This window comes from Citrobacter gillenii (assembly GCF_013337685.1).
Taxonomy (GTDB): domain Bacteria; phylum Pseudomonadota; class Gammaproteobacteria; order Enterobacterales; family Enterobacteriaceae; genus Citrobacter; species Citrobacter gillenii.
In genome coordinates, this window is the sequence record NZ_SUQN01000002.1 from 744,832 (window position 1) to 765,994 (window position 21,163).

Annotated in this window: 23 protein-coding genes and 1 tRNA gene; 8 read left to right on the top strand and 16 right to left on the bottom strand. The window is 50.4% G+C overall.

The annotated features are described in order from the left end of the window. Window positions 1–13 precede the first annotated feature (13 nt). Entirely contained in the window at window positions 14–472 is a 459-nt protein-coding gene (mgsA, locus tag FCH32_RS07205; RefSeq protein ID WP_115258915.1) for a methylglyoxal synthase, read from the bottom strand. Window positions 473–565: 93 nt separating this feature from the next. Next, window positions 566–1,228: a curli synthesis inhibitor gene (gene csgI, locus FCH32_RS07210; protein ID WP_096757635.1), complete on the bottom strand. Its 663-nt coding sequence runs from the start codon at window positions 1,226–1,228 to the stop codon at window positions 566–568. 172 nt (window positions 1,229–1,400) lie between these two features. Between csgI and FCH32_RS07215 the strand changes: the two genes are divergently transcribed. Continuing rightward, window positions 1,401–1,814, top strand: coding sequence for a CoA-binding protein (locus FCH32_RS07215; protein ID WP_096757634.1), 414 nt, complete (start codon window positions 1,401–1,403; stop codon window positions 1,812–1,814). A 49-nt stretch (window positions 1,815–1,863) separates the two neighbouring features. Here FCH32_RS07215 and hspQ read toward each other — a convergent pair whose 3' ends face one another. Both hspQ and rlmI read right to left on the bottom strand, forming a co-directional pair. After that, window positions 1,864–2,181 (bottom strand): heat shock protein HspQ, encoded by a 318-nt coding sequence (gene hspQ / locus FCH32_RS07220; RefSeq protein ID WP_005123508.1) that lies wholly within the window; start codon window positions 2,179–2,181, stop codon window positions 1,864–1,866. A gap of 57 nt (window positions 2,182–2,238) precedes the next feature. Further along, entirely contained in the window at window positions 2,239–3,429 is a 1,191-nt protein-coding gene (rlmI, locus tag FCH32_RS07225) for a 23S rRNA (cytosine(1962)-C(5))-methyltransferase RlmI (RefSeq protein ID WP_096757633.1), read from the bottom strand. Window positions 3,430–3,523: 94 nt separating this feature from the next. Here rlmI and yccX point away from each other — a divergent pair, with 94 nt between their 5' ends. After that, window positions 3,524–3,805 carry an acylphosphatase gene (gene yccX, locus FCH32_RS07230; RefSeq protein WP_096757632.1) on the top strand — a complete coding sequence of 94 codons (282 nt, stop codon included), beginning with the start codon at window positions 3,524–3,526 and terminating at the stop codon, window positions 3,803–3,805. On the opposite strand, the gene tusE is transcribed toward yccX, so the two are convergent. Both tusE and yccA read right to left on the bottom strand, forming a co-directional pair. Beyond that, window positions 3,802–4,131, bottom strand: coding sequence for a sulfurtransferase TusE (tusE, locus tag FCH32_RS07235; protein WP_096757631.1), 330 nt, complete (start codon window positions 4,129–4,131; stop codon window positions 3,802–3,804). The two genes, yccX and tusE, sit on opposite strands and share 4 nt — an antisense overlap. Window positions 4,132–4,219: 88 nt before the next feature. Next, on the bottom strand, window positions 4,220–4,879 hold the full coding sequence (gene yccA, locus FCH32_RS07240) for an FtsH protease modulator YccA (RefSeq protein WP_096757630.1): 660 nt from the start codon (window positions 4,877–4,879) through the stop codon (window positions 4,220–4,222). Between the two features lie 271 nt (window positions 4,880–5,150). Between yccA and FCH32_RS07245 the strand changes: the two genes are divergently transcribed. Beyond that, the gene (locus FCH32_RS07245) at window positions 5,151–6,779 is read left to right on the top strand and encodes an ABC transporter substrate-binding protein (RefSeq protein WP_174360692.1); all 1,629 of its coding nucleotides are present in this window, start codon (window positions 5,151–5,153) and stop codon (window positions 6,777–6,779) included. A 143-nt stretch (window positions 6,780–6,922) separates the two neighbouring features. Continuing rightward, window positions 6,923–7,010 (top strand) — tRNA-Ser (locus tag FCH32_RS07250). Window positions 7,011–7,221: 211 nt separating this feature from the next. On the opposite strand, the gene FCH32_RS07255 is transcribed toward FCH32_RS07250, so the two are convergent. From FCH32_RS07255 to FCH32_RS07270, 4 genes are all read right to left on the bottom strand, one after another. Next, on the bottom strand, window positions 7,222–8,073 hold the full coding sequence (locus FCH32_RS07255; protein WP_096757627.1) for an aldo/keto reductase: 852 nt from the start codon (window positions 8,071–8,073) through the stop codon (window positions 7,222–7,224). Window positions 8,074–8,216: 143 nt separating this feature from the next. Next, window positions 8,217–8,516 (bottom strand): putative quinol monooxygenase, encoded by a 300-nt coding sequence (locus FCH32_RS07260; RefSeq protein ID WP_115258908.1) that lies wholly within the window; start codon window positions 8,514–8,516, stop codon window positions 8,217–8,219. 132 nt (window positions 8,517–8,648) lie between these two features. Continuing rightward, window positions 8,649–9,263: a LysE family translocator gene (locus FCH32_RS07265; protein ID WP_174360693.1), complete on the bottom strand. Its 615-nt coding sequence runs from the start codon at window positions 9,261–9,263 to the stop codon at window positions 8,649–8,651. A 95-nt stretch (window positions 9,264–9,358) separates the two neighbouring features. After that, window positions 9,359–9,955, bottom strand: a complete 597-nt coding sequence (locus FCH32_RS07270; RefSeq protein ID WP_174360694.1) for a DUF1989 domain-containing protein — start codon at window positions 9,953–9,955, stop codon at window positions 9,359–9,361. 204 nt (window positions 9,956–10,159) lie between these two features. Here FCH32_RS07270 and FCH32_RS07275 point away from each other — a divergent pair, with 204 nt between their 5' ends. Next, window positions 10,160–10,636 carry a glutathione peroxidase gene (locus tag FCH32_RS07275; RefSeq protein ID WP_174360695.1) on the top strand — a complete coding sequence of 159 codons (477 nt, stop codon included), beginning with the start codon at window positions 10,160–10,162 and terminating at the stop codon, window positions 10,634–10,636. 45 nt (window positions 10,637–10,681) lie between these two features. Here the strand turns inward: FCH32_RS07275 and FCH32_RS07280 are convergent, their stop codons facing one another. Beyond that, the gene (locus tag FCH32_RS07280; protein ID WP_174360696.1) at window positions 10,682–11,890 is read right to left on the bottom strand and encodes a multidrug effflux MFS transporter; all 1,209 of its coding nucleotides are present in this window, start codon (window positions 11,888–11,890) and stop codon (window positions 10,682–10,684) included. 349 nt (window positions 11,891–12,239) lie between these two features. Between FCH32_RS07280 and FCH32_RS07285 the strand changes: the two genes are divergently transcribed. Then, a complete protein-coding gene (locus tag FCH32_RS07285; protein ID WP_174360697.1) occupies window positions 12,240–13,076 on the top strand; it encodes an alpha/beta fold hydrolase in 837 nt (278 codons plus the stop codon). A gap of 133 nt (window positions 13,077–13,209) precedes the next feature. On the opposite strand, the gene FCH32_RS07290 is transcribed toward FCH32_RS07285, so the two are convergent. Both FCH32_RS07290 and FCH32_RS07295 read right to left on the bottom strand, forming a co-directional pair. Then, window positions 13,210–16,329, bottom strand: a complete 3,120-nt coding sequence (locus FCH32_RS07290; protein WP_174360698.1) for an efflux RND transporter permease subunit — start codon at window positions 16,327–16,329, stop codon at window positions 13,210–13,212. 28 nt (window positions 16,330–16,357) lie between these two features. Next, the gene (locus FCH32_RS07295) at window positions 16,358–17,515 is read right to left on the bottom strand and encodes an efflux RND transporter periplasmic adaptor subunit (RefSeq protein ID WP_174360699.1); all 1,158 of its coding nucleotides are present in this window, start codon (window positions 17,513–17,515) and stop codon (window positions 16,358–16,360) included. Window positions 17,516–17,955: 440 nt separating this feature from the next. On the opposite strand from FCH32_RS07295, the gene FCH32_RS07300 reads away from it, so the two are divergent. Then, window positions 17,956–18,315, top strand: coding sequence for a YcgJ family protein (locus FCH32_RS07300; RefSeq protein ID WP_117341745.1), 360 nt, complete (start codon window positions 17,956–17,958; stop codon window positions 18,313–18,315). A gap of 75 nt (window positions 18,316–18,390) precedes the next feature. Here the strand turns inward: FCH32_RS07300 and cbpM are convergent, their stop codons facing one another. From cbpM to dsbA, 3 genes are all read right to left on the bottom strand, one after another. Then, the gene (gene cbpM, locus FCH32_RS07305) at window positions 18,391–18,696 is read right to left on the bottom strand and encodes a chaperone modulator CbpM (RefSeq protein ID WP_115258905.1); all 306 of its coding nucleotides are present in this window, start codon (window positions 18,694–18,696) and stop codon (window positions 18,391–18,393) included. Further along, the gene (gene cbpA, locus FCH32_RS07310) at window positions 18,696–19,616 is read right to left on the bottom strand and encodes a curved DNA-binding protein (protein WP_096757617.1); all 921 of its coding nucleotides are present in this window, start codon (window positions 19,614–19,616) and stop codon (window positions 18,696–18,698) included. Before cbpA ends, cbpM begins: the two co-directional genes overlap by 1 nt. A 204-nt stretch (window positions 19,617–19,820) precedes the next feature. Further along, window positions 19,821–20,444, bottom strand: a complete 624-nt coding sequence (gene dsbA / locus FCH32_RS07315; RefSeq protein WP_115258904.1) for a thiol:disulfide interchange protein DsbA — start codon at window positions 20,442–20,444, stop codon at window positions 19,821–19,823. Window positions 20,445–20,789: 345 nt separating this feature from the next. Here dsbA and FCH32_RS07320 point away from each other — a divergent pair, with 345 nt between their 5' ends. Further along, window positions 20,790–21,152: a copper resistance protein gene (locus FCH32_RS07320; protein WP_117341748.1), complete on the top strand. Its 363-nt coding sequence runs from the start codon at window positions 20,790–20,792 to the stop codon at window positions 21,150–21,152. Window positions 21,153–21,163 lie beyond the last annotated feature (11 nt).

The following is a 21,163-nucleotide window of genomic DNA, read 5'->3' on the forward strand; positions in this document are numbered from 1 at the left end:
CGCCTGCTGGCTATTATTTGAGGCGCTCAGCCAGGTAGCGGGCGTAATCGGGGATCAGGATCTCCGTCTCGTCGCTGAAATTCGGCGACTGGATAATAAAGTCGGCCGTCGACACGTTGGTCGCTACCGGAATATTCCACACCGTTGCCAGGCGCAGAAGGGCTTTGACATCAGGGTCGTGAGGCACGGCATTGAGCGGATCCCAAAAGAAGATCAGCACATCAATTTTCCCTTCAGAGATCAGCGCTCCCACCTGCTGGTCGCCGCCCATCGGGCCGCTCAGCATAGCGTTAACGTCCATACCGGTCGCGCGCTGGATTAAATTACCCGTTGTGCCTGTCGCATAGAGAACGTGTTGTTCCAGCAGTGGCTGGTGGCGTTCAACCCAGTTCATCAACATCTTTTTACAGTGATCGTGTGCAACCAGCGCAATATGCTTGCGCGCTGGCAATGTGCGAGTCGTCAATTCCATAGTACCGCTCCCAAGTTAACCTTGCTACAGAGTACTGGAAGCACTTGACGCTGCAAGAGAAAGACAAAAAAAATGCGTACGTGGACATAAATGTCATGAGGGGGGCTGCTTCTCTGCCCATTGCAGGAAGTTACTTCGCGTTTGCGCGTCGGCCTGCTGAAACCAATATTTTAACCTCTGCTCGGTGAGCGCTTGCGATTGAGGTGGCACCCGATCCAGTTCAGAAACCCCGGAGAGTAACGAACTGTCATCGGCCATCATGGTGGCAAATTGTGGTAATGAAGCATGCTTAGCCGCTTTGTTGTAGCGTTCGGTCTCCAGTTCATAATCAACGGTTTTCGCGGTGGATGTGATGGTCATCACATCCAGCTTGACCGGAATCGGCATGGCGTCACCATCCAACAGTTCCACACGAGGGGTTTCATCGAAATGTGCCGCGTCACGCTCATTGCCCAAACGCGGAAGATGAAAATTAACCTGACTGACTAATTGGGTATCGAAGCTGATGACCAACGGGGGGGAGATATACAGCCGTTCTTCATGGCTGGACAGGCGAATGGTTTTCTCGACGCGAAAAACCAGCTGATGCCGACCATTTTCCAGCTCAATGCTTTCGGCACCGCGTAACAATGAGCTGGAGACTTTTTTTCCGTCCAGTACCAGCAGGTCAATGTCGCTTGACAGACGCAGTGAGGTCGCATAAACGGATACCGGCAAACACAGGGCAATCAAGGCTGTCACAATGCCGGCTCTCATAGGGTTCTCCTGTCCAGAAAATACCTGAGTAAGATGTATCAAAAGTTTTCGACAATCATGTTTACTAACATATAGACATAATTTCCAGTTTAGCTCTCATGCGCCGGTATGGGATGAATGGTTGCAACGTCAGGTTTGTCGTACACTTTGCAAAACAGCCTGGAGGAAGATGATGAAAGAGACCGATATTGCTGGCATTTTGACATCCACCCGCACGATTGCTTTGGTAGGGGCAAGCGATAAACCCGACCGCCCCAGCTATCGCGTGATGAAATATTTGCTCGATCAGGGCTATCACGTTATTCCTGTTTCCCCCAAGGTTGCCGGGAAAACGTTACTGGGACAGCAAGGGTATGCGACGCTGGCGGATGTGCCGGAGAAGGTGGATATGGTGGATGTCTTCCGTAATTCAGAAGCGGCCTGGGGTGTTGCGCAGGAGGCGATTGCCATCGGGGCAAAGACATTATGGATGCAGTTGGGCGTGATCAATGAGCCGGCGGCGGTGCTGGCGCGTGATGCGGGTCTGGCTGTGGTGATGGATCGCTGCCCGGCTATCGAGATCCCGAGACTGGGGCTGGCGAAATAAGAATGAGCCGTTGCCGGATGAGTTTATCGTCATCCGGCAACGGCTAAAGTCAGTTGCGCAGGCGTGGAGCCTGAAGCTGTTTACGGATGGTCCGTGCCAGTTCATCCATCGATGGTTGCTCTGGATGTTCTTCCTGTAGCTCACTGCTCAACTGTGCTTCCGCCAGATACGTATGCACTGGCAGGCCATTATCGTCTTCCATCACCACGTGATACCAGGGAGCGGCGCGGAGTTCGTCGTTAACCGCCAACTCATCAGGTGACGGGTCATCAAGCGAATATTCCGGGTCGATATCCACGACCACTCCGAGGTAACCTAACAGGGAATGGCGGACCTGCTGGCCGATACCGAATTTGCTGGCAATCATAGTCACCTCCCGGGAAATAGATACCCTCTATGTAAGGGCAATATTCCACTTTTCAAGTTACATGATGCGACAGGCAAACCCTTTCAGATACAGCCCTTCCGGGTAGGTAGCGATCACCGGATGATCGGCGGCCTGACGGAACTGCTCTATAAATTGTACATCACGACCCGCATCTAATGCGGCATCAGCGATGATTTTCTGAAATAAATCGGTCGTCATCAGTCCGGAGCACGAGAACGTCAGCAGTACACCGCCAGGATTCAGTAGCTGGATAGCCAGCATATTGATGTCCTTATAGCCACGACAGGCGCCCATTAGCTGGCTTTTGTTTTCCACAAACTTCGGCGGATCCATCACGATGACATCAAACTTCTCACCGCGATCGCGATAGGCGCGCAGCAGTTTAAAGACGTCATCGCGGACAAATTCAGCTTTGCTCAGATCCAGCTTATTCAGTTCGACGTTTTGTCTGGCGATGTCGAGCGCTTCCTGCGAGGTATCAACGCTGACGACCTGGCTGCATCCGCCCATCAGCGCAGACACCGCGAAACCGCCGGTATAGGAGAAACAGTTCAGGACACGTTTGTCTTGTACATAACGACGCGTGGCCAGACGGCTGTCACGCTGATCCAGGTAGTAACCTGTCTTATGACCGTGCTGAATATCGACCAACAGCTTCATGCCGTGTTCTTCAATCGGCAGCAGGGCCGGAGGCAGTTCGCCCGTGACGGGCCCCTGGGTCAGCTCCATACCTTCTTTTTTGCGCACTGCAACATCGCTGCGATCATAAATGGCGCATTCAGGGAACACCGTTTGCAGGGCGCTAATCAGCGCGGCACGCTGATATTCAGCCCCGGCGCTGAGCAGTTGCAGGACGAGGAAACGGCCAAAACGGTCAATGGTGATACCCGGCAGGCCGTCGGATTCTCCGGCGATCAGACGGTAGCTGTCCAGGCCGTCTTTCTTCGCCAGCCAGTCGCGCCACGTCTTTGCTTGCTGCAAACGGCGGGTGAAGAAGTCAATATCAATGGATTCGGACTTGTCGAATGTCCAGACGCGTGCACGGATCTGCGACGCCGGTGACCAGGCTCCGCGTGCTAACCATTTACCCTGATGGTCAACAATATCGATGGTTTCACCCAGACTGGCTTTACCTTCCATACGGGCGACTGCACCGGAAAATACCCACGGATGGCGGCGAAGTAATGATTTTTCGCGCCCTTTGGCTAACACTAAACGTACACTCATAATTTGCTATTCTGTCGATTCAAAGAAATGGGCGCCATTGTCCTGAGTTTTTCGAGGATTTGCAACGCGCAACGCGATGATAAGGAGAACCGCTATGTCTAAAGTCTGCATCATTGCCTGGGTTCACGGCCGGGTACAGGGCGTGGGTTTTCGCTACACCACTCAGCATGAAGCACAACGGTTGGGATTAACCGGATACGCAAAGAACATGGATGACGGTAGCGTAGAGATTGTCGCCTGCGGCGAAAGCGACCAGGTGGAACAACTGATGAGGTGGTTAAAGGCTGGGGGCCCGCGTAGCGCCAGGGTAGACAGAATTCTCAGCGAACCCCACCGTCCTGGCGATGATTTAAAGGGATTTAGTATCCGCTATTAAATACATTTTACCGGTTTAGGCAGGCCCGCGATTTTGGTTGCCTGTTTAGCCGGACCTTTCGGAAACAGACGGTAAAGATAACGGCTGTTACCTTTGTCTTCGCCAAACTTGTTGGCCATCGCTTTTACCAGCATGCGGATTGCCGGAGACGTATTAAACTCCAGATAAAACTCGCGTACAAAGCGCACCACTTCCCAATGCTCGGGCGTCAGGGTAATACCTTCGTTTTCGGCAATGGCAGCGGCCAGCGGCTCACTCCACTCGGTAGTGTCTTTTAAATAGCCTTCGCTGTCGGTACTTATTTCTCTACCTTCAAAGATCAACATAATCCTTCACTGCGTTAGTCAAACTGGCGGCAGTTTAGCAAAAAAGAAAGCCCCGCATAAGCGGGGCTGGATAATGCGAGTTGACAACTTAGTCGCGGCTGGCGAAGCCCAGAATGCTCAGCAGGCTGACGAAGATGTTGTACAGCGACACATACAGGCTGACCGTTGCACGGATGTAGTTGGTTTCACCGCCACGGATGATATTGCTGGTTTCGAACAGGATAGCGCCTGAAGAAATCAGAATAAACACCGCGCTGATAGCCAGATGCAGAGCCGGCAACTGCAGGAAAATATTGGCAACCATACCAATCAGCACCACCACGATACCCGCCATCAGCATACCGCCGAGGAAGGACATGTCTTTACGGGTGGTCAGCACGTAGGCAGAACAGCTGAAGAAGACCAGCGCGGTACCGCCCAGCGCCATACCGATGACATCACCCATGCCCGCAGACAAGTAGGCATTCAGCATCGGTCCCAGAATGTAGCCCAGGAAGCCGGTGAAGGCGAAAGCTGACAGAATACCGACCGGCTTATCTGCCGTTTTATAGGTCAGGAACATCAGGCCATACATACCGACCAGCGTCAGGATAAGACCCGGGGATGGCAGCATCAGCACGGTGCTAGCCGTTGCGGTGATGGCAGAAAACGCCAGCGTCAGGCTAAGCAGAAAATAGGTATTACGCAGCACTTTATGCGTGCTGAGTAGCGATGTACGGTCGCGCGATGAACTAATAATACGATCCATGAGTCACTCTCTTATGACAGATGTAATTAATGACGGAGGATAATGAAATCGCGGGTAATGACACAGCGGTTTTACCCATCTTTACGCATTTTAACCCGCCAGACTTAAGCATTTTATTTCAGCAAAAGTGCCTGAATCAGATGTTACCACTTAATGTTTGAAAATGTCAGATCGATATCTGATAGGTAACTGAAAAATATTGCGTTATCCCCTACATCCCTTTAAGAGTGACTGCGGTGTCATCATAAAACAGAACAATAAGGTGCAGGGAATGACTCAACAAAAATCGAAGGTATTTACGTTTTCGCTGTTGACCGCTTGTTTGATATCGATAAACGGTGCGGTATGGGCTGCCAATGTTCCTGCAGGAACAACATTGGCCGAAAAACAGGAACTGGTGAGAAATAACGGGAGTGAACCTGCATCGTTGGATCCGCATAAAGTTGAAAGCAACGTTGAATTTACTTTAATCAGCGATATGTTCGACGGTCTGGTTGCCGTCAGTCAGGATGGGGCTATCGAGCCTCGATTGGCGGCATCCTGGGAGAATAAAGATAACACCGTCTGGACCTTTCATTTACGACCGGGTATTACCTGGTCTGATGGCTCTGCCATTACCGCACAGGATGTTGTCTGGAGCTGGCAGCGTCTGGTTTCACCGCAAACAGCTTCACCGTATGCCTCTTACCTTGGCAATATGCATGTGGCCAACGCTGTAGATATCGCACAGGGGAAAAAAGACCCCACCACGCTGGGTGTAAAAGCACTGAATGATACCACGCTGGAAATTACCCTGACGCAACCGACGGCGGCGTTTCTGGCTATGCTGGCGCATCCGTCACTGGTGCCGCTGGATAAGGTACTGATTGGCCGTTATGGCGATAAGTGGACCCGACCAGAGCATTTTGTCAGCAGTGGGCCGTACGAACTGTCGCAGTGGGTGGTGAATGAGCGAATTGTCGCGGTGCGCAATACGCACTACTGGGATAACGCGCACACGGTCATTGATAAAGTCACTTATCTGCCTATTAGCTCAGAAGCGGCAGATGTTAACCGCTACAAGGCCGGTGAAATCGATATTGTCTTAAGCGTGCCGGTGAATCAGTTTGCCCAGTTGAAAAAAACAATGGGTAATGAGCTTCACGTCTCACCGTTGTTATCAACCTATTACTACCAGTTTAATACGACCCGGGCGCCGTTTAACGACTCGCGCGTGCGTCGGGCGCTGAATATGGCGCTGGATAAAGACATCATTGCCCAAAAGGTGATGGGGCAGGGGCAGAGGGAAGCCTGGGTTATCAGCCAGCCTGAAATTGGCGGGGTGACGTTATCCGCGCCAGAATACGCGTCGTGGCCGCGGGATAAACGTATTGCGGAAGCGAAAAAACTACTGGCAGAAGCCGGTTTTGGCCCTGAACATCCGCTTTCATTAAATTTGCTCTACAACACCTTCGAAACGCATCAGCGGATTGCGATTGCGGCATCGTCGATGTGGAAGAAAAATTTGGGTGTCGAGGTGACGCTGCAAAACCAGGAGTGGAAAACGATGCTGGACACCATGCACACCGGTAATTTTGACGTGGTGCGCTATGCGTGGATCGCTGATTACGATGATGCTTCAAGCTTCCTGAATATTTTCCGTACCGGCGATAGTGAGAACACGACCCAGTACAGCAACCCTGCCTATGATGAGGCGATGAGTCATGCGGCGAAAGCAGGTTCAGTGGAAGAACGTGGCAAGTATTATCAGCAGGCGGAAGCGCTTTTGGCTGAGGATGTGCCAGCCATTCCGATTTATCACTATGTTCGCGCACATCTGGTGAAGCCGTGGGTAGGGGGATTTGCGCCGGATAACCGGGGCTATTACTACACCAAAGATATGTTCATCAAAAAACACTAAGTGGCAGAAGAGCATATTTGTGCTGAATAAACGTTCAATCTGTTGTTATTTCAGTCGATTAACAATATTTTGACTGTTTTTCAGGCAAACAAACACATTGGTGCTTTACAGGTCCGTTCGGGATGTTTATAGTGCGCCTCATTGGAAGCGTGGCCGAGCGGTTGAAGGCACCGGTCTTGAAAACCGGCGACCCGAAAGGGTTCTAGAGTTCGAATCTCTACGCTTCCGCCAAATACAAAACCCAAGTCGTTATGCGACTTGGGTTTTTTCGTTTTATTCGGTTCTAGTTGCGGCATTTAACGTGTCAGGCAAACAGATTCAGCGTGTTAGTCATGTAAGCCGTGGCTTAGCCCCATGAAACCGAGTCCTGTCGCCAACACGTCGAGCCAGGATTGACCGAGATAACGTGTTTGCGACAGTAAACCACTGTTTGTGTCGCGGATTAGACGTCGAGCTTACGGCCAGCCAGCCATTCCACTCTGGCCGGGTCGCGATGGGAAAAGAATGCGCTGGTTGCGGTGTCGATCGCGGTGATGTGCAGCATGTCTTCCGCGCTCAGTTCAAAATCGAGGATGTTGATATTCTCTTCCATACGTTCTTTACGCACCGATTTTGCCAGTGACACGATGCCACGCTGGAAGATCCACCGCAGGACAACCTGACCGACGCTTTTGCCGTATTTCTGGCCTATCGCTGTTAACTCAGGATGCTGGAACAGACCGTTTTTCCCTTCGGCAAACGGGGCCCACGCTTCAGGTTGAATACCACGACTTTGCATCCACGGCACGGCATGCAGCTGCTGATTGAAAGGGTTCACTTCAATCTGATTCACCGCCGGGGTGACCTTATTAAAGGCAATAAGATCGGCCAGTCTGTCGGGATGGAAGTTGCTCACGCCAATAGCACGAATTTTACCTGCCTGTTGCAGCTCTTCCATGGCACGCCATGCGCCGTGGACATCGCCGTAAGGCTGGTGAATCAAATACAGGTCAACATAGTCGAGCTGTAGTCGGTTCAGTGACCGCTCGAACTGGGCCTTCGCACCTTCGTAGTTTGTATCGTGTAACCACAATTTGGTGGTCACAAAAAGCTCATCGCGGGCGACGCCGCTTTGTTTTAGCGCGTTGCCTACCTGAGTTTCATTCAGGTAAGAGGCTGCGGTATCAATCAGGCGATAACCCGTTTCGATGGCGTCAATCACCGCCCGCTCGCACTCGGCGGCATCCGTCATCTGGAATACACCAAAGCCCAACAGGGGCATATTAATACCGTTGTTCAGTGTGACTGTTTGCATGACGTTATCCTTCAACTGTTGTCCCGTAACAGCATAACGCAAACTGATTTATTTGATTAGGTGGAGTAATTCACTAAGCTTTATTAGATGGATTCATTAATCTTATGGAACAACGCTGGTCGGCTTCGAGCCGGAAACGGACTTTATCTCTCCGGCTCCACCCGACCATCCATCAGGATATACTGCGCCGCTTTACGTGCGTATTGATCAATCAAAGGAACAAGCCGAGTAAAATGCTCGCTGGCACAGTGTGCATCGAGTGCTGCCCGGTCTGGCCACTCTTCAATGAAAATAAAATGCCCCAGATCCTTTTCATCCCGGTACAAATCATAAGCAATACACAGAGGCTCTTTCTTCGTTGCCGCGATGAGTTCGCGGTATAAAGGGAGAACGTTGTCGACGCATTCAGGTTTGATAAAATCTTCGGCGATGACTTTTAGCATGCGAACTCCTTCATTAAAAATGGTACAAGGTTTTTTACGGATAATGCCAGCCTCAAGGGCCGGTCAGAGCCAGAAACAGACGCTCAGATTTAATAAATCAGCCGACAAATGGCCAGCAGACTTTTTAGAGTATTAGTTGCGTGCAGCGATAGCCGCAGCGGCACCGCCCATAGCAACAGCGCCTATACGATTGGCAAATCTCACCGCTTTAGGAGTCCGTAATAAAACGCGTGCTCTGTGTGCAAGGAACGTCCAGCTCAGATCGATCGCGGCCAATGTCACCAGCGTAATGCTGGCAAGGATTGCCCATTCACTTACACCGGCTTTTGACAAATCGATAAACGACGGAAGAAGAGCCAGGTAGAACACCATGATTTTGGGGTTACCCAACGTTAATGCCATACCCGCGCTAAACATTGACCATGAAGATGTCCGTTGCGGAAGTTCGTCTGTTTTCTCATTCACAGGCTTGCGCCACATTTTAAACGCAAGCCAGCAAAGGTAGGCGATGCTTACCCATTTCAGAATATGAAAACCGAACTGGAATGTTTGCGCGAGGGTAGTTAGCCCGGCCATAGCCATGGAGAGCCAGATCACTTCACCTATCCACATTGCAGCGATGAAAGGTATGACATTTCGCCAGCCATTCGTAATGACCCGTGACACAAGGGCAGCAATACTGGGTCCTGGAACGCCGGCATTAAGAAACAGCGCACCGGCAAATAAAAAATAAGGAATAAATTCCATCGTTAACCTCAAATTAAAGTGCCCCGAAAGGCTTATTGTACCTGCTGTGCACGTCCTGGAAGTCGGTGATAGCCCAGTCCTAATCTATCAGAATTTCAACCAACGATAATCTGGATACCAGTACAGTGGCCCCCATTGGTCGGGTGGAAATCAACAGAACAGGCAGTAACCATCACATAGAGATCTGTTTCCGCGAGTAATAGCACATTTCCTCCGGGGGGATTGTTCGAAGCCAATACCTCAAGCTTACCGTTAGCCTGCGGTTCTGAGCGTTGGAAAAAATTGACCGGATCGGGAACGATGGGGAGTGATATGTCTGCCGCCTGCAGTGCTCTCAGCATGTTGTCACGACAGTTCGGGTGATCATACAGGCCTGCTCGTTCGTAAAGTCCAGGGTTGCAGGCCGGGAACAGCATATCATGCGGGCATGGTGAGTTATCTTGCACTAATGTGAGTAAGGGTTTGGCTTTTTCACTGTAAAAAGACTCTCCCGGTGCGGGGAATAATCGCTCTGTTATATCTCGCGTCTGAGATGTGCTTAGCCAGTCAATTTCACCAGCGCTGATAGACATTGCCCACAAGTCCGCAACCTGCTGTCCTTCAGGGTCAATAACACTGAATGTTTGACCTTTAGCAACCCAAAAGCCACGACCTTCCTGTGGCGGAATATCTATCTTTATCTGCTCGCTCATTTCCTGACATCCATTCTGATTACCAGTAACGAAGATTAACAAAATGGCAGTGGCGTAACTAATGAATGATGAGGAAACGGATATTGCTCGTATAATAGGGTGTTAATCAATGGGGAGCCGGATCTCCTCGCCACGACCCGCGACGATTACCCCAGCAGCAACCCGCTGCATGGCAATGTCGACGTCTGCTCTGAGGATCCCGACATGACCACTTTTCATCAACTTACTGCCACCAGCCTGCAGGGTCAGCTCATCTCTATGGCTGACTACGCTGGCAAGCTGGTTCTGGTCGTTAACACTGCCAGCCATTGTGGCTTTACGCCACAATACGCAGGTCTTGAGGTGCTTTACAAGAAGTACGCTGCGCAGGGGCTGGTGGTGCTGGGGTTTCCCTGCAACCAATTTGGTAAGCAGGAACCCGGCGGTGCCGACGAAATCGCTCAGACCTGCCACATCAACTACGGTGTGAGTTTCCCGATGTTCGAGAAAGTGGAGGTCAACGGCGGTGCAACGCATCCGGTATTTCGCTACCTGAAAGACGAATTGCCAGGCGTGCTGGGTGGGCGGATCAAGTGGAATTTCACTAAGTTCCTGATTGGACGCGACGGTAAACCGCTCAAGCGTTTTGCACCGTTTACCACCCCAGCGAAAATAGAAGTCACAATTCTTAAAGCACTGTAAATCTAAGTGTTTTGCCATTCTCTGGGGGAATAGCAGTATCTCGTGCTACTGCGGATTTTTTACCTGAATGCTCAGTGCCATAACGGCGCTGGCTGTCGTAAATACCGCAATGACCCAGCTCATTGTCCAAGGTGTGCCATCGCTAAAGAGTGCCAGCAACAGCGAGGAGATGATGCCGCTACCGTATTGCAACGCGCCCATTAGCGCCGATGCGGAACCGGCGACATTCGGCGCGGCGTCCAGTGCACATGCCGTAGACGTCGCGGCGATGATGCCATTCATTGAGAAGAACACGAATACGGCTCCGACAATCACGGTGATCCCTCCCGCGCCCAGGCCCGTTGTAACAGCCAGCACGATGGCGGCAACGGTAGCGATGAAGACAGCAATCTTAAGTAACACCTCCAGTGGGTAGCGATAAACCAGGCGTCTGTTGACCATGCTCACGGCCATCAGTCCCACAATGTTGATGGCAAATAACCAGCCATAATGCTGCGGATCAACGCCGAAGTACGTGATGTACACAAACGGGGAACCGGTGATAAAGGCGTAGGCCGCGATGTAGTAAAACGTCAGGCATAGCGTAAAGCGCATATATCTGGTGTTGGTCAGTAATGCGGAATAATGATGAAAGGCGTTGGAGATGGAAGCCTGGGAACGTTTGTCTTCCGTCAGGGTTTCCGGTAGCCAGAATAGCGACAGCAGCATGAATGTACCGATTATCGCCAGTAGCCAGAAAATGGTGTGCCACGAGGTGACCTTAATCATTTGCCCGCCAATCAGAGGACCGGCAATCGGCGCGATAGCCATGATGATCATCAGGGTCGACAGCATTTGTGCTGCGCGAGTACGGCTAAACAGGTCGCGGATCATTGCGCGCGCCAGCATCGGGCCGGTACAGGCACCTAGCGCCTGAAAAACACGCCAGAAGACAATATGTACAATATCCGTTGATAACGCGCAGCCGACTGAACCTATAACGAATAAACTCAAACCAATGAATAGCGGCAGACGCCGCCCATAACGATCGCTAATCGGTCCCCAAATCAGTTGTGCAATGCAAAAACCCATGAGAAAACCGGTGATGGTTAACTCAGCATCGCCGTGTAAATCTTTTGCCATTATGGGCATTGCCGGCAGATAGATATCGGTTGATAAGGAGGTCACGGCCATTAAGGCGCTAAGGATAAGGATAAAGGTAAGACCGGTTTTTTTAGCCGTCGCTGACTGCGTTTGTGCTTGTAGGTTAAGCATGCTGAACCATCTGGATATTGAAAGACAGGACCATGTTAACGGGTTTGTGCTTGCAGATAATGGTCAGCAGGAGGATAGGCGCTATGAGTGGTATTCATTAATAATGTGAAGTTTAATTTTCAGGTAAGTGGATGTTAGCTAATAACGCTTTGTTTTTAACGATTTATTGATGGCATACGTTATATATCCAGTAAAACCAAAATTAATAGGTTTCTTTTTTTGCAACTATACTCACTAAGCCTTACGCAGGTTCATTCGCGTTGATGTGTAACATGCTGGTAAGACGTTGCGCGATCAATGTGGTATCAACGATCTTTAGGCGGAATATCCTCTCGAGGGAAATACAACTATGTCATTTGTAAAAACAAAAGATGGTGTAAACATTTTTTATAAAGACTGGGGTGCGAAAGATGCGCAACCTATCGTATTCCATCATGGCTGGCCGCTGAGCGCAGATGACTGGGATAACCAGATGTTATTCTTCCTTAATCACGGTTATCGTGTTATCGCCATCGATCGTCGCGGGCATGGACGTTCAGATCAGGTGAGCGACGGTCATGATATGGACCACTATGCGGCAGATGCGTCGGCCGTGGTAGAGCATCTTGACCTGCATAATGCCGTGCATATTGGTCATTCCACGGGAGGGGGGCAGGTGGCAAGATATGTCGCTCAATACGGACAACCGCAAGGTCGCGTGGCGAAAGCCGTGCTGATCAGCGCCGTGCCACCGCTGATGGTTAAGACAGATAATAATCCGGGAGGGACACCGCTCAGCGTTTTCGATGGATTCCGCCAGGCGCTTGCCGCCAATCGCGCGCAGTTTTATCTTGACGTGGCAACCGGGCCTTTTTATGGATTCAATCGGGAAGGGGCAGAGATATCCAATGGAACTCTTCAAAACTGGTGGCGACAGGGCATGATGGGGAGTGCAAAAGCGCACTACGAAGGAATTAAGGCGTTCTCTGAAACCGATCAGACCGATGATTTAAAAGCCATTACGCTACCCGTTTTGGTGATGCAAGGAGATGATGATCAGGTCGTCCCTTATAAAAATGCAGCGCTGTTGCAGGATAAATTGCTCGTTAACAGCGTTCTGAAGATTTATCCAGGTTATCCGCATGGGATGCATACTACCCATGCCGAGGTGATTAATAACGATCTGTTGCACTTCATTCAGGCCTGAAAATATTCTGAAGTTGCGGTGAATGTTCAGAATAAGCATTAAATCATTGTTAATCGATTATTTAAAAACTCTGGGATTACATAATGTAACCCCAGAGTTTTTATCATATACGGATATATTATATTTATTTATATCAGCGCGATATTTTAAATCGCGCTAACGTGTTTTCAACGAGCACAAAGAAGACCGGGACAAAATAAATCGCCAGTACGGTCGCCGCCAGCATGCCCCCGATTACGCCGGTACCGACGGCATTTTGTGCACCAGAACCCGCGCCGTTGCTAATAGCCAGTGGAATTACACCTAAAATGAAGGCCAGTGAGGTCATCAGAATAGGGCGCAGACGCATTTGCGCCGCGTCGACCGCAGCCTCAAGCGGTGTTTTACCTTCCTTTTGCATAATCTCGACGGCAAACTCAACGATCAGAATGGCGTTTTTAGCCGACAGGCCCATCGTGGTGAGCAGGCCGACCTGGAAGTAAACATCATTGCTCAAACCACGCAGGTCGGTAGCCAGCAACGCACCGGCGATGCCAATGGGCACTACGAGCATCACGGAAAAAGGAATGGACCAGCTTTCATACAGTGCTGCCAGCGCAAGAAAGACTACCACGAGCGAAATGGCATATAGCATGGGGGCCTGGTTGGTGGATAACGCCTCTTGATAAGACAGACCCGTCCACGCGTAGCCGACGCCGGCAGGGAGTTTATTAATCAGGGATGCCATAAAGTTCATTGCATCACCGCTGCTTTTCCCGGCAACCGGCTGTCCCAGAATTTCCATCGCAGGCTGCCCGTTGTAACGTTCAAGACGGGGTGAACCATAGGTCCATTCGGTGGTTGAGAAGGCGGAAAGCGGGGTCATAGAGCCGGAGGCGTTGCGCACGTACCAGTGGTTTATATTGCCAGGTAGCATACGGAACGGCGTATCAGCCTGGACATACACTTTTTTAACGCGGCCCTGGTTAAGGAAATCATTGACATAGCGGCTACCAAACGCTGTGGAGAGGGTCTGATTAATATCCGCGAGTGAAACGCCCATGGCCTCAGCTTTTTTGGCGTCAACATTAACATGGAACATCGGTGTGTCTTCCAGCCCGTTAGGACGCACCCCGGCGACCTCTCCGGATGACTGACTGGCCAGCTCCAGCAACTGATTGCGTGCCTGCATCATTTTTTCGTGTCCGAGATTACCGTTATCCAGTAGCTCCATATCAAACCCTGAAGCGGTTCCCAGTTCTGCTACCGCAGGTAAATTGAACGGATAAATCACGGCATTATTAATGGCGCTTAAAGCCACCATTGCCCGTTGAATAATGGAGGTAACTGCATTTTCTTCACCAACACGTTCTGACCATGGCTTCAGGCTGATAAAGGCCAGCCCGTTGTTTTGCCCCTGGCCGCTGAAGCCAAATCCACCAACGGTAAAAACAGACGCGACATTTTTCCTTTCTTTCGTCAGGTAGTAATCTGTTATTTCGTCGAGGACTTTGCGGGTATTGACCATCGTTGAACCTGAAGGCAATTGTGCCGTGGTCATGAATACCCCCTGATCTTCTTCAGGTAAAAAGGAGGTTGGGGTGCGTAAAAACAAGCCAATCATGCCTGCCCCGATCACCAAATAGATAACCATATAACGGCCTGTGCAACGCAAGAGTTTACGCGTGCTGTCCGTGTAGTGCCGGGTGCACTTCTCCATGAAATGATTGAAATGGGTGAACAGAAAATGTGTTCTTGTGTTCTCCTCCTCAGGCGCGGGTTTCAACAGCGTGGCGCAAAGTGCGGGTGTCAGGCTCATCGCCACGAATACCGATAGCGTCATAGAGGAGATCAAGGTGATGGAAAACTGACGGAAGATTTCACCTGTCGCGCCGCTCATAAAGGCCATCGGCATAAATACGGCAGATAACACCACGGCAATACCGACCAGCGCTCTTTGCAACTGGCTCATCGCTTTATGCGCTGCCGCTTTTGGCGGCAATTTTTCTTCGCAAATAATACGCTCAACGTTCTCGACCACTACGATGGCATCATCGACTAAAAGTCCTATTGCCAGCACCATGCCAAACATCGTCAGTGTATTAATCGTAAAACCGGCGACAGACAAGATGGAAAATGTGCCGAGAATAACCACGGGAACTGCGATTGTGGGGATAAGCGTCGCGCGGAAATTTTGCAGAAATAGATACATGACGAGGAAGACCAGGATAATTGCCTCGATCAATGTTTGGAAAACACCCTGAATTGAAATCTTGATAAACGGGGTGGTGTCATAGGGGTAAACGGTCTTCATGCTGGTCGGGAACCAGGCCGATAATTTGTCCAGCTCTTTTTTGACCGCCTGGGATGTTTCCAGGGCATTTGCGCCGGCGGCAAGCTTAATCGCGATCCCGGCGGCAGGTTTGCCGTTATACCGTGCGACCGTCGAATAATTTTCCGCCCCCAGCTCAATTCGCGCAACGTCACGCAACAGAACCTGAGAACCGTCTTGCTGGACTTTCAGAAAGATCTTGCCAAATTCATCGGTACTTTGCAGGCGAGTCTGAACAACGATCGACGCATTCAACTGCTGGTCTGCCGACTGAGGCATCCCCCCCAGTTGTCCCCCCGATATCTGATTATTCTGTATCTTAATTTGCGCAATAACGTCCTGCGGTGTGAGGCTATATTTGTTGAGTTTTTGCGGATCCAACCAAATGCGCATGGCGTATTGTGAACCGAATAATTGCACGCTCCCCACCCCGGCAGTACGACTGAGAGGATCTTTAATGTTTGAGGCAACATAGTCAGCAATATCATATTGGCTCAGGCTGTTGTTATCCGAGATAAAGCCGGCAACCATTAAGATATTGCTACTGGATTTATCCACGCTGACCCCTTGTTGCTGAACCTCCTGCGGCAAGGAGGGCATCGCCAACTGCAGTTTATTCTGCACCTGAACCTGTGCAATATCGGGTGATGTGCCGGTTTTAAACGTCAGGATAATTGACGCATTGCCTGCCGCGTCGCTGGTGGACGACATGTACATCAGGCCATCAAGACCATTCATATTTTGTTCAATCACCTGAGTGACGGAGTCTTCTACGGTCTTTGCGTCTGCGCCAGGGTAGGCGGCGTTAATCGTAATCGTCGGGGGCGCTATTTGCGGATATTGGGCGATCGGCAGGTTCATAATAGCGATCCCCCCGGTAAACATCAGAATAATCGCCAGCACCCAGGCAAAAACCGGGCGCTCAATAAAAAAGTTAGCCATGAAGAAGGTGTCCTTAATACCTGAAATATTACTGTTCGGTTACCGTGTCAGGGCTGTTTGATGGCGAAGAGAGAACCCGGGCTTTCATTCCCGGACGGATTCGTTGTAATCCGGAAACAATAACCCGGTCGCCGGGACGTAATCCTGCGGTCACTAACCATTGGTTACCGACAGCTTTTACTGCGTTGATTTGGCGCAGTTGCACCCTGTTTTTCTGGTCGAGGATCAGGGCAGTCGCCTTTCCCTGCTCGTTATGGGTAACCCCTTGCTGAGGAACCATTAGAACGTTCTGCTGGCGACCTTCATCCAGTAAAGCCGTAACGTACATACCGGGTAAAATCTCGCCGTCAGGATTCGGGAAGATGGCGCGCAGGGTCACGGAGCCAGTGACTTTATCGACGGCGGGATCGGAAAACTGCAGCGCCCCGGTATAGCGGTAGGGTTTGCCATTTTCCAGCATCAATTCAACCGGGATCTGGCCTTTTTCCTGGGCGATTTTTCCACTGGATTTTTCTTCTTTCAGGCGTAAGAAGTCCTGCACCGACTGGGTTAAATCGACGTAAATTGGGTCTAATTGCTGAATGGTGACCAGCGCGCTTTCCTGATTCGCGGTGACCAGTGCGCCAACGGTAACGGAAGACGTGCCGCTAATGCCATCGATAGGCGAGGTGACATTGGCGTAATGAAGGTTAATGGCGGCCTGCTCGACGTCCGCTCTGGCGACGGCAACATTAGCGTCAGCTTCATTAAGCTGTGAACGCGTGGTGTCATAATCCTGACGACTGACGTAATTGGATTTTAATAAAGCTGACTGGCGCTGGAATGTTAAACGTAGATTATTGGTAGTGGACAGCGCTTTTGCCAGAGCGCCTTTGGCCGCATCGAGTTTTGCCTGCAGAGGCGCCGGATCAATTTGGTAGAGCGATTCACCTTTGCTGACTTTATCACCCTCAATAAAATTTCGCTTAATAATTATACCGCTGACCTGCGGTCTTATCTCAGCAATTTCGAACGATACGGCCCTGCCCGGAAGTTCACTTTTAATATCAACGGAAGAGGGTTTCAGAGTAATAATCCCAACTTCGGGTTCTCTGGTGATGTTTTTTTCTGAGGATTGATTGTCACACGCGGTGATAATTGCGACACTAAAAAACAATGGTATCAGCAGTAAGCGTTTTCTGTTCATAGTAATCCCTGAATAAATTTGACGTACACTGTAATTTGCATTGTATGCAGGGGAGGGATGTCATCGATAAATAGCATGAGGCGATCAGGCATAAGAAGGATAAAGCCTATTTTTGGCTAATGATTTAGCAAGTGAATTACAGGTAACAGAGTGCGTTATTTAAATTCAGGTTCACCCAATGTGTGATGGCGAGTTATACTTGCACTATCGTATTTAAAGCACACGCCGACAGGGCGAATGTCAGGGGCAGAATCATTACGCCTTTTGTTTTGTTCATTTTAATTCCCTGCTAAAAAAGACAGGTTTATAGTAAACCTTTGCACATTATTGTCATCAAGCGCGCAGCTGATTATCTAAAAGTAATATAATTGTAGCTCATGGTTATAGATGGTTTCTGGTGTACAATATTAATCATGTCAGGCGAAGAATATAGGGAGAGTATGATGATAAAAATTGGTAGCCTGCTGGCAGTTGGTATCCTGTCACTGCCCGCGTACGCCGCGACGACCGGACCATACAGCCCTGTCGCGGGCGTACTGTGCGACAAATATATCTGTGCGGATGAGCACGGCTTGTCGGTGGCGCTGACCACGAAGTATGTCGGAAAGAAGCAGGGTGATAAACTGGCAGCGGCCGGACAATTTGACACGACGGCCTTTACCTTCCAGGGCGGTCTGTTCTGCGACACCACTGAGCGTCTGTGCCGGGATGACCGATATTTTGGACCAGACGGTAAACGCAGTGGCAAAGTGAACACCCACTACACGGCGTTGCTGTTCGGCAAGACGGATAAATCCTGACTACACGGGTAAGCGCTGAATTCGTCGCTTACCCGTGGTATTTCACGTTATCAATCGGGCGTTAATCTCAATTCGTTATAAATGCGTGACAAAGCGCGACAAACGCTGGCGCAGCAGGTGATTTTCCTGACGCAACTGCGCATTCTCTTCCAGTAACGTGAGCGCAACGGCTATCCCCGGCCAGTCAAGCGCCAGTTCCTGACGTAAACGCAAAGCCCGCCGTACGACGCCTAACGCGCGATCGTCAAACTGCCAGTGGGCGCTTTCATCTTCGCGGGGTTCAATCATCCCCAGGCCGACAATCTCAGTCAGCTCCTCGGCGGAAACGCCGGTATGCAGGCAAAACTCGGTAATGGTAAAGGTGACGGTAACGTTAGCCATTATGCTTTCCCCCACTCTTTGCGTGGATCAAAGGTCTTCTGCGCGTCCGCCAGCTGTTGCCACAATGCGGCGCTGTTGTCGTCAGGTTTGGGTGGCATCACAATTTTGATCACCGCGTACAGGTCGCCGGTTTGTTTTTTACTCACCAGCCCTTTGCCCTTGATGCGTAATCGTTGTCCGGCCTGGCTGCCAGGTGGGATCGTCAGCAGGATACTCTCTGTGAGTGTTGGCACGGTCACTTTTGTGCCCAGTGCGGCTTCCCATGGGGCAAGGGGCACGACAATTTCCAGGTCCTGATTGACGATATCAAATAGCGGATGCGGCGCGATATGAATCACCAGCCACAAATCACCGTTCGGGCCACCGTTCTCGCCGGGCGTGCCCTGGCCTTTCAGCCTGATGCGCTGGCCGTTGCCTACACCTGCTGGAATTTTCACATTCAGCGTTTTGGGGATCTCTCGCTCTACCAGGCCAAACGCATTGTAGACCGGCAGGGAGTAACTGATGGTGCGGCTATGCTCAGCAAGGGTTTCTTCGAGGAACACGGCCACATCGATTTCGATATCGTGCCCACGACGGGCGTGGCGCTGTTGCGACTGGCGAGCGTGTTGACCAAAAATGGAGGAGAAAATATCGTCAAAATCTTCGGCGTTGTAGCTCTGACCTTCACCTTGCTGGAACTGACGGCTGAACTGCGGATCGTTGCGGTGCTGCCACAACTGATCGTATTCGGCACGACGTTGTTCATCGCTTAGGACTTCCCAGGCTTCAGCAACCTCTTTAAAACGTGCTTCGGCGTCGGTTTCTTTGCTGACGTCAGGATGGTATTTGCGGGCGAGTCGACGATAGGCGGTCTTGATGGTTTTGAGATCGTCCGTCGGTTTCACGCCCATGATGGCGTAATAATCCTTTAATTCCATAGTGTTATCTCGTATGAATCAACCCATGAAGAAGGATACCCCTCGGGAAAGGCATCACCGTAAGTTTAGGGTAATCCTGAAAAGTGCGAATGCCAACTATGAAAGGGACGAAAACAGTGACGCCTGACGGCATGAATCGGACATTTTGCACCACCAACGGTAGCCGACGGTTTCTGTTGGTGGTGCGTCGTGCAATATTAATGATCAGGATTTGGTAATAAGAAAACGGACCGTCTCTGCGTAGTTCTGCACAAAGGCATTTACGTTATCGGAATTTAATCCTTTCGGGTTAATCATATATTTGCCGTTAATGAAGATAGCCGGTACGCCTTTCAAATCGACGGCTTTGGCCAATTCTTGCTGTTTGGCAGTCAGTGATTTCACCGCAAAGCTATTCCACGCGGCATCATAATCGCTGGCGCTCACGCCTGCCTGGATAAACACGTTGCGAATATCATCAGCGGTTTTAATCGACTGTTTCTTCTGTACGGCATCAAAAAGTAAAGGTTTAACCTTATCTTCTACATTTAACAGCATGGCGACAGACCAGGCGTGCGTCATATCGGCTCCCAGAGGACCTAAAAAGTCGACGTGGTACTCGGTGAGTTTAACATCCTCAGGTAAGGCTTTTTTCACATTATCAGTAACTTCCAGGACCTCATCGTATTGATAGCAAGAGGGGCAGTAGAAGGAGAAAAACTTCAGTGCAGCAGGCGCTGACGGTACGGCTTTTTCCAGCGTGATAAATTCTTTTCCATCGGTAAATGTTGCGGCCTGAGCACTCACGGTAAACAGCAACCCGATCAGCGGGAGTAGATATTTTTTCATTTTCATATACTCTAAATAACATATTATAAACAAAGATGTTTATAATGAACGCGATGTCCATTACGCCATCATTATAATAAAGCATTTATTTTATAATGCGCTGCTCCTTACTTTGATTTACGCATGGATGCTTTTTAATAACGTATTTAAATGCCTGGGTGAATTTTTTGGAGTTATCGGAAATAGCGAAATATTTCCCTCGTTATATTTTACGGTGGCGATTATTTGTTTCCATAACATACAAGCAGGGCGAATGAATGTCCTGCACCGACATAACTTTACAGCGTAAAGGTTGCCAAAACCTCGCCAGTAGCTAAGATAACCGCGTCAATCAGTGAGGGTAAAATGGCAAAACGTCAACGGATGGGATGGTGGTTCCTGTGCCTGGCATGTGTTGTGGTGATGGTATGCACCGCGCAGCGCATGGCGGGTCTGCACGCGTTGCAGATGAACACCACTGCCGCAACCGTTGTTGCCAGCGCGCAAACAGAGGCTGATGACGCCTCACCCGTGACCCCTTGCGAACTGAGTGCGAAGTCATTGCTGGCTTCGCCTCCGGTGCTGTTTGAAGGTGCCATTCTGGTGCTTTGCCTGCTTCTGTCGCTACTGGCGCCGGTGCGGGCTTTTCGTCTGCCGTTTTTCCCACCGCGAGCTATCTCGCCGCCCACTCTGCGGGTTCATCTCAGGTTTTGCGTCTTCCGTGAATGACAGAGCAGCCG

Bases quoted from the DNA above. Each gene is read 5' to 3' on its own strand.
- FCH32_RS07260 (WP_115258908.1), bottom strand. From the start codon at position 8,516: ATGCTAAAAGTCATCGCCGAAGATTTTATCAAACCTGAATGCGTCGAC.
- FCH32_RS07300 (WP_117341745.1), top strand. From the start codon at position 17,956: ATGATGATAAAAATTGGTAGCCTGCTGGCAGTTGGTATCCTGTCACTG.
- tusE (WP_096757631.1), bottom strand. From the start codon at position 4,131: ATGTTGATCTTTGAAGGTAGAGAAATAAGTACCGACAGCGAAGGCTAT.
- FCH32_RS07215 (WP_096757634.1), top strand. From the start codon at position 1,401: ATGAAAGAGACCGATATTGCTGGCATTTTGACATCCACCCGCACGATT.
- hspQ (WP_005123508.1), bottom strand. From the start codon at position 2,181: ATGATTGCCAGCAAATTCGGTATCGGCCAGCAGGTCCGCCATTCCCTG.
- FCH32_RS07285 (WP_174360697.1), top strand. From the start codon at position 12,240: ATGTCATTTGTAAAAACAAAAGATGGTGTAAACATTTTTTATAAAGAC.
- FCH32_RS07265 (WP_174360693.1), bottom strand. From the start codon at position 9,263: ATGGAATTTATTCCTTATTTTTTATTTGCCGGTGCGCTGTTTCTTAAT.
- FCH32_RS07295 (WP_174360699.1), bottom strand. From the start codon at position 17,515: ATGAACAGAAAACGCTTACTGCTGATACCATTGTTTTTTAGTGTCGCA.
- FCH32_RS07255 (WP_096757627.1), bottom strand. From the start codon at position 8,073: ATGCAAACAGTCACACTGAACAACGGTATTAATATGCCCCTGTTGGGC.
- dsbA (WP_115258904.1), bottom strand. From the start codon at position 20,444: ATGAAAAAATATCTACTCCCGCTGATCGGGTTGCTGTTTACCGTGAGT.
- yccX (WP_096757632.1), top strand. From the start codon at position 3,524: ATGTCTAAAGTCTGCATCATTGCCTGGGTTCACGGCCGGGTACAGGGC.
- cbpA (WP_096757617.1), bottom strand. From the start codon at position 19,616: ATGGAATTAAAGGATTATTACGCCATCATGGGCGTGAAACCGACGGAC.
- csgI (WP_096757635.1), bottom strand. From the start codon at position 1,228: ATGAGAGCCGGCATTGTGACAGCCTTGATTGCCCTGTGTTTGCCGGTA.
- FCH32_RS07270 (WP_174360694.1), bottom strand. From the start codon at position 9,955: ATGAGCGAGCAGATAAAGATAGATATTCCGCCACAGGAAGGTCGTGGC.
- FCH32_RS07245 (WP_174360692.1), top strand. From the start codon at position 5,151: ATGACTCAACAAAAATCGAAGGTATTTACGTTTTCGCTGTTGACCGCT.
- cbpM (WP_115258905.1), bottom strand. From the start codon at position 18,696: ATGGCTAACGTTACCGTCACCTTTACCATTACCGAGTTTTGCCTGCAT.
- mgsA (WP_115258915.1), bottom strand. From the start codon at position 472: ATGGAATTGACGACTCGCACATTGCCAGCGCGCAAGCATATTGCGCTG.
- FCH32_RS07290 (WP_174360698.1), bottom strand. From the start codon at position 16,329: ATGGCTAACTTTTTTATTGAGCGCCCGGTTTTTGCCTGGGTGCTGGCG.
- FCH32_RS07280 (WP_174360696.1), bottom strand. From the start codon at position 11,890: ATGCTTAACCTACAAGCACAAACGCAGTCAGCGACGGCTAAAAAAACC.
- yccA (WP_096757630.1), bottom strand. From the start codon at position 4,879: ATGGATCGTATTATTAGTTCATCGCGCGACCGTACATCGCTACTCAGC.
- FCH32_RS07275 (WP_174360695.1), top strand. From the start codon at position 10,160: ATGACCACTTTTCATCAACTTACTGCCACCAGCCTGCAGGGTCAGCTC.
- FCH32_RS07320 (WP_117341748.1), top strand. From the start codon at position 20,790: ATGGCAAAACGTCAACGGATGGGATGGTGGTTCCTGTGCCTGGCATGT.
- rlmI (WP_096757633.1), bottom strand. From the start codon at position 3,429: ATGAGTGTACGTTTAGTGTTAGCCAAAGGGCGCGAAAAATCATTACTT.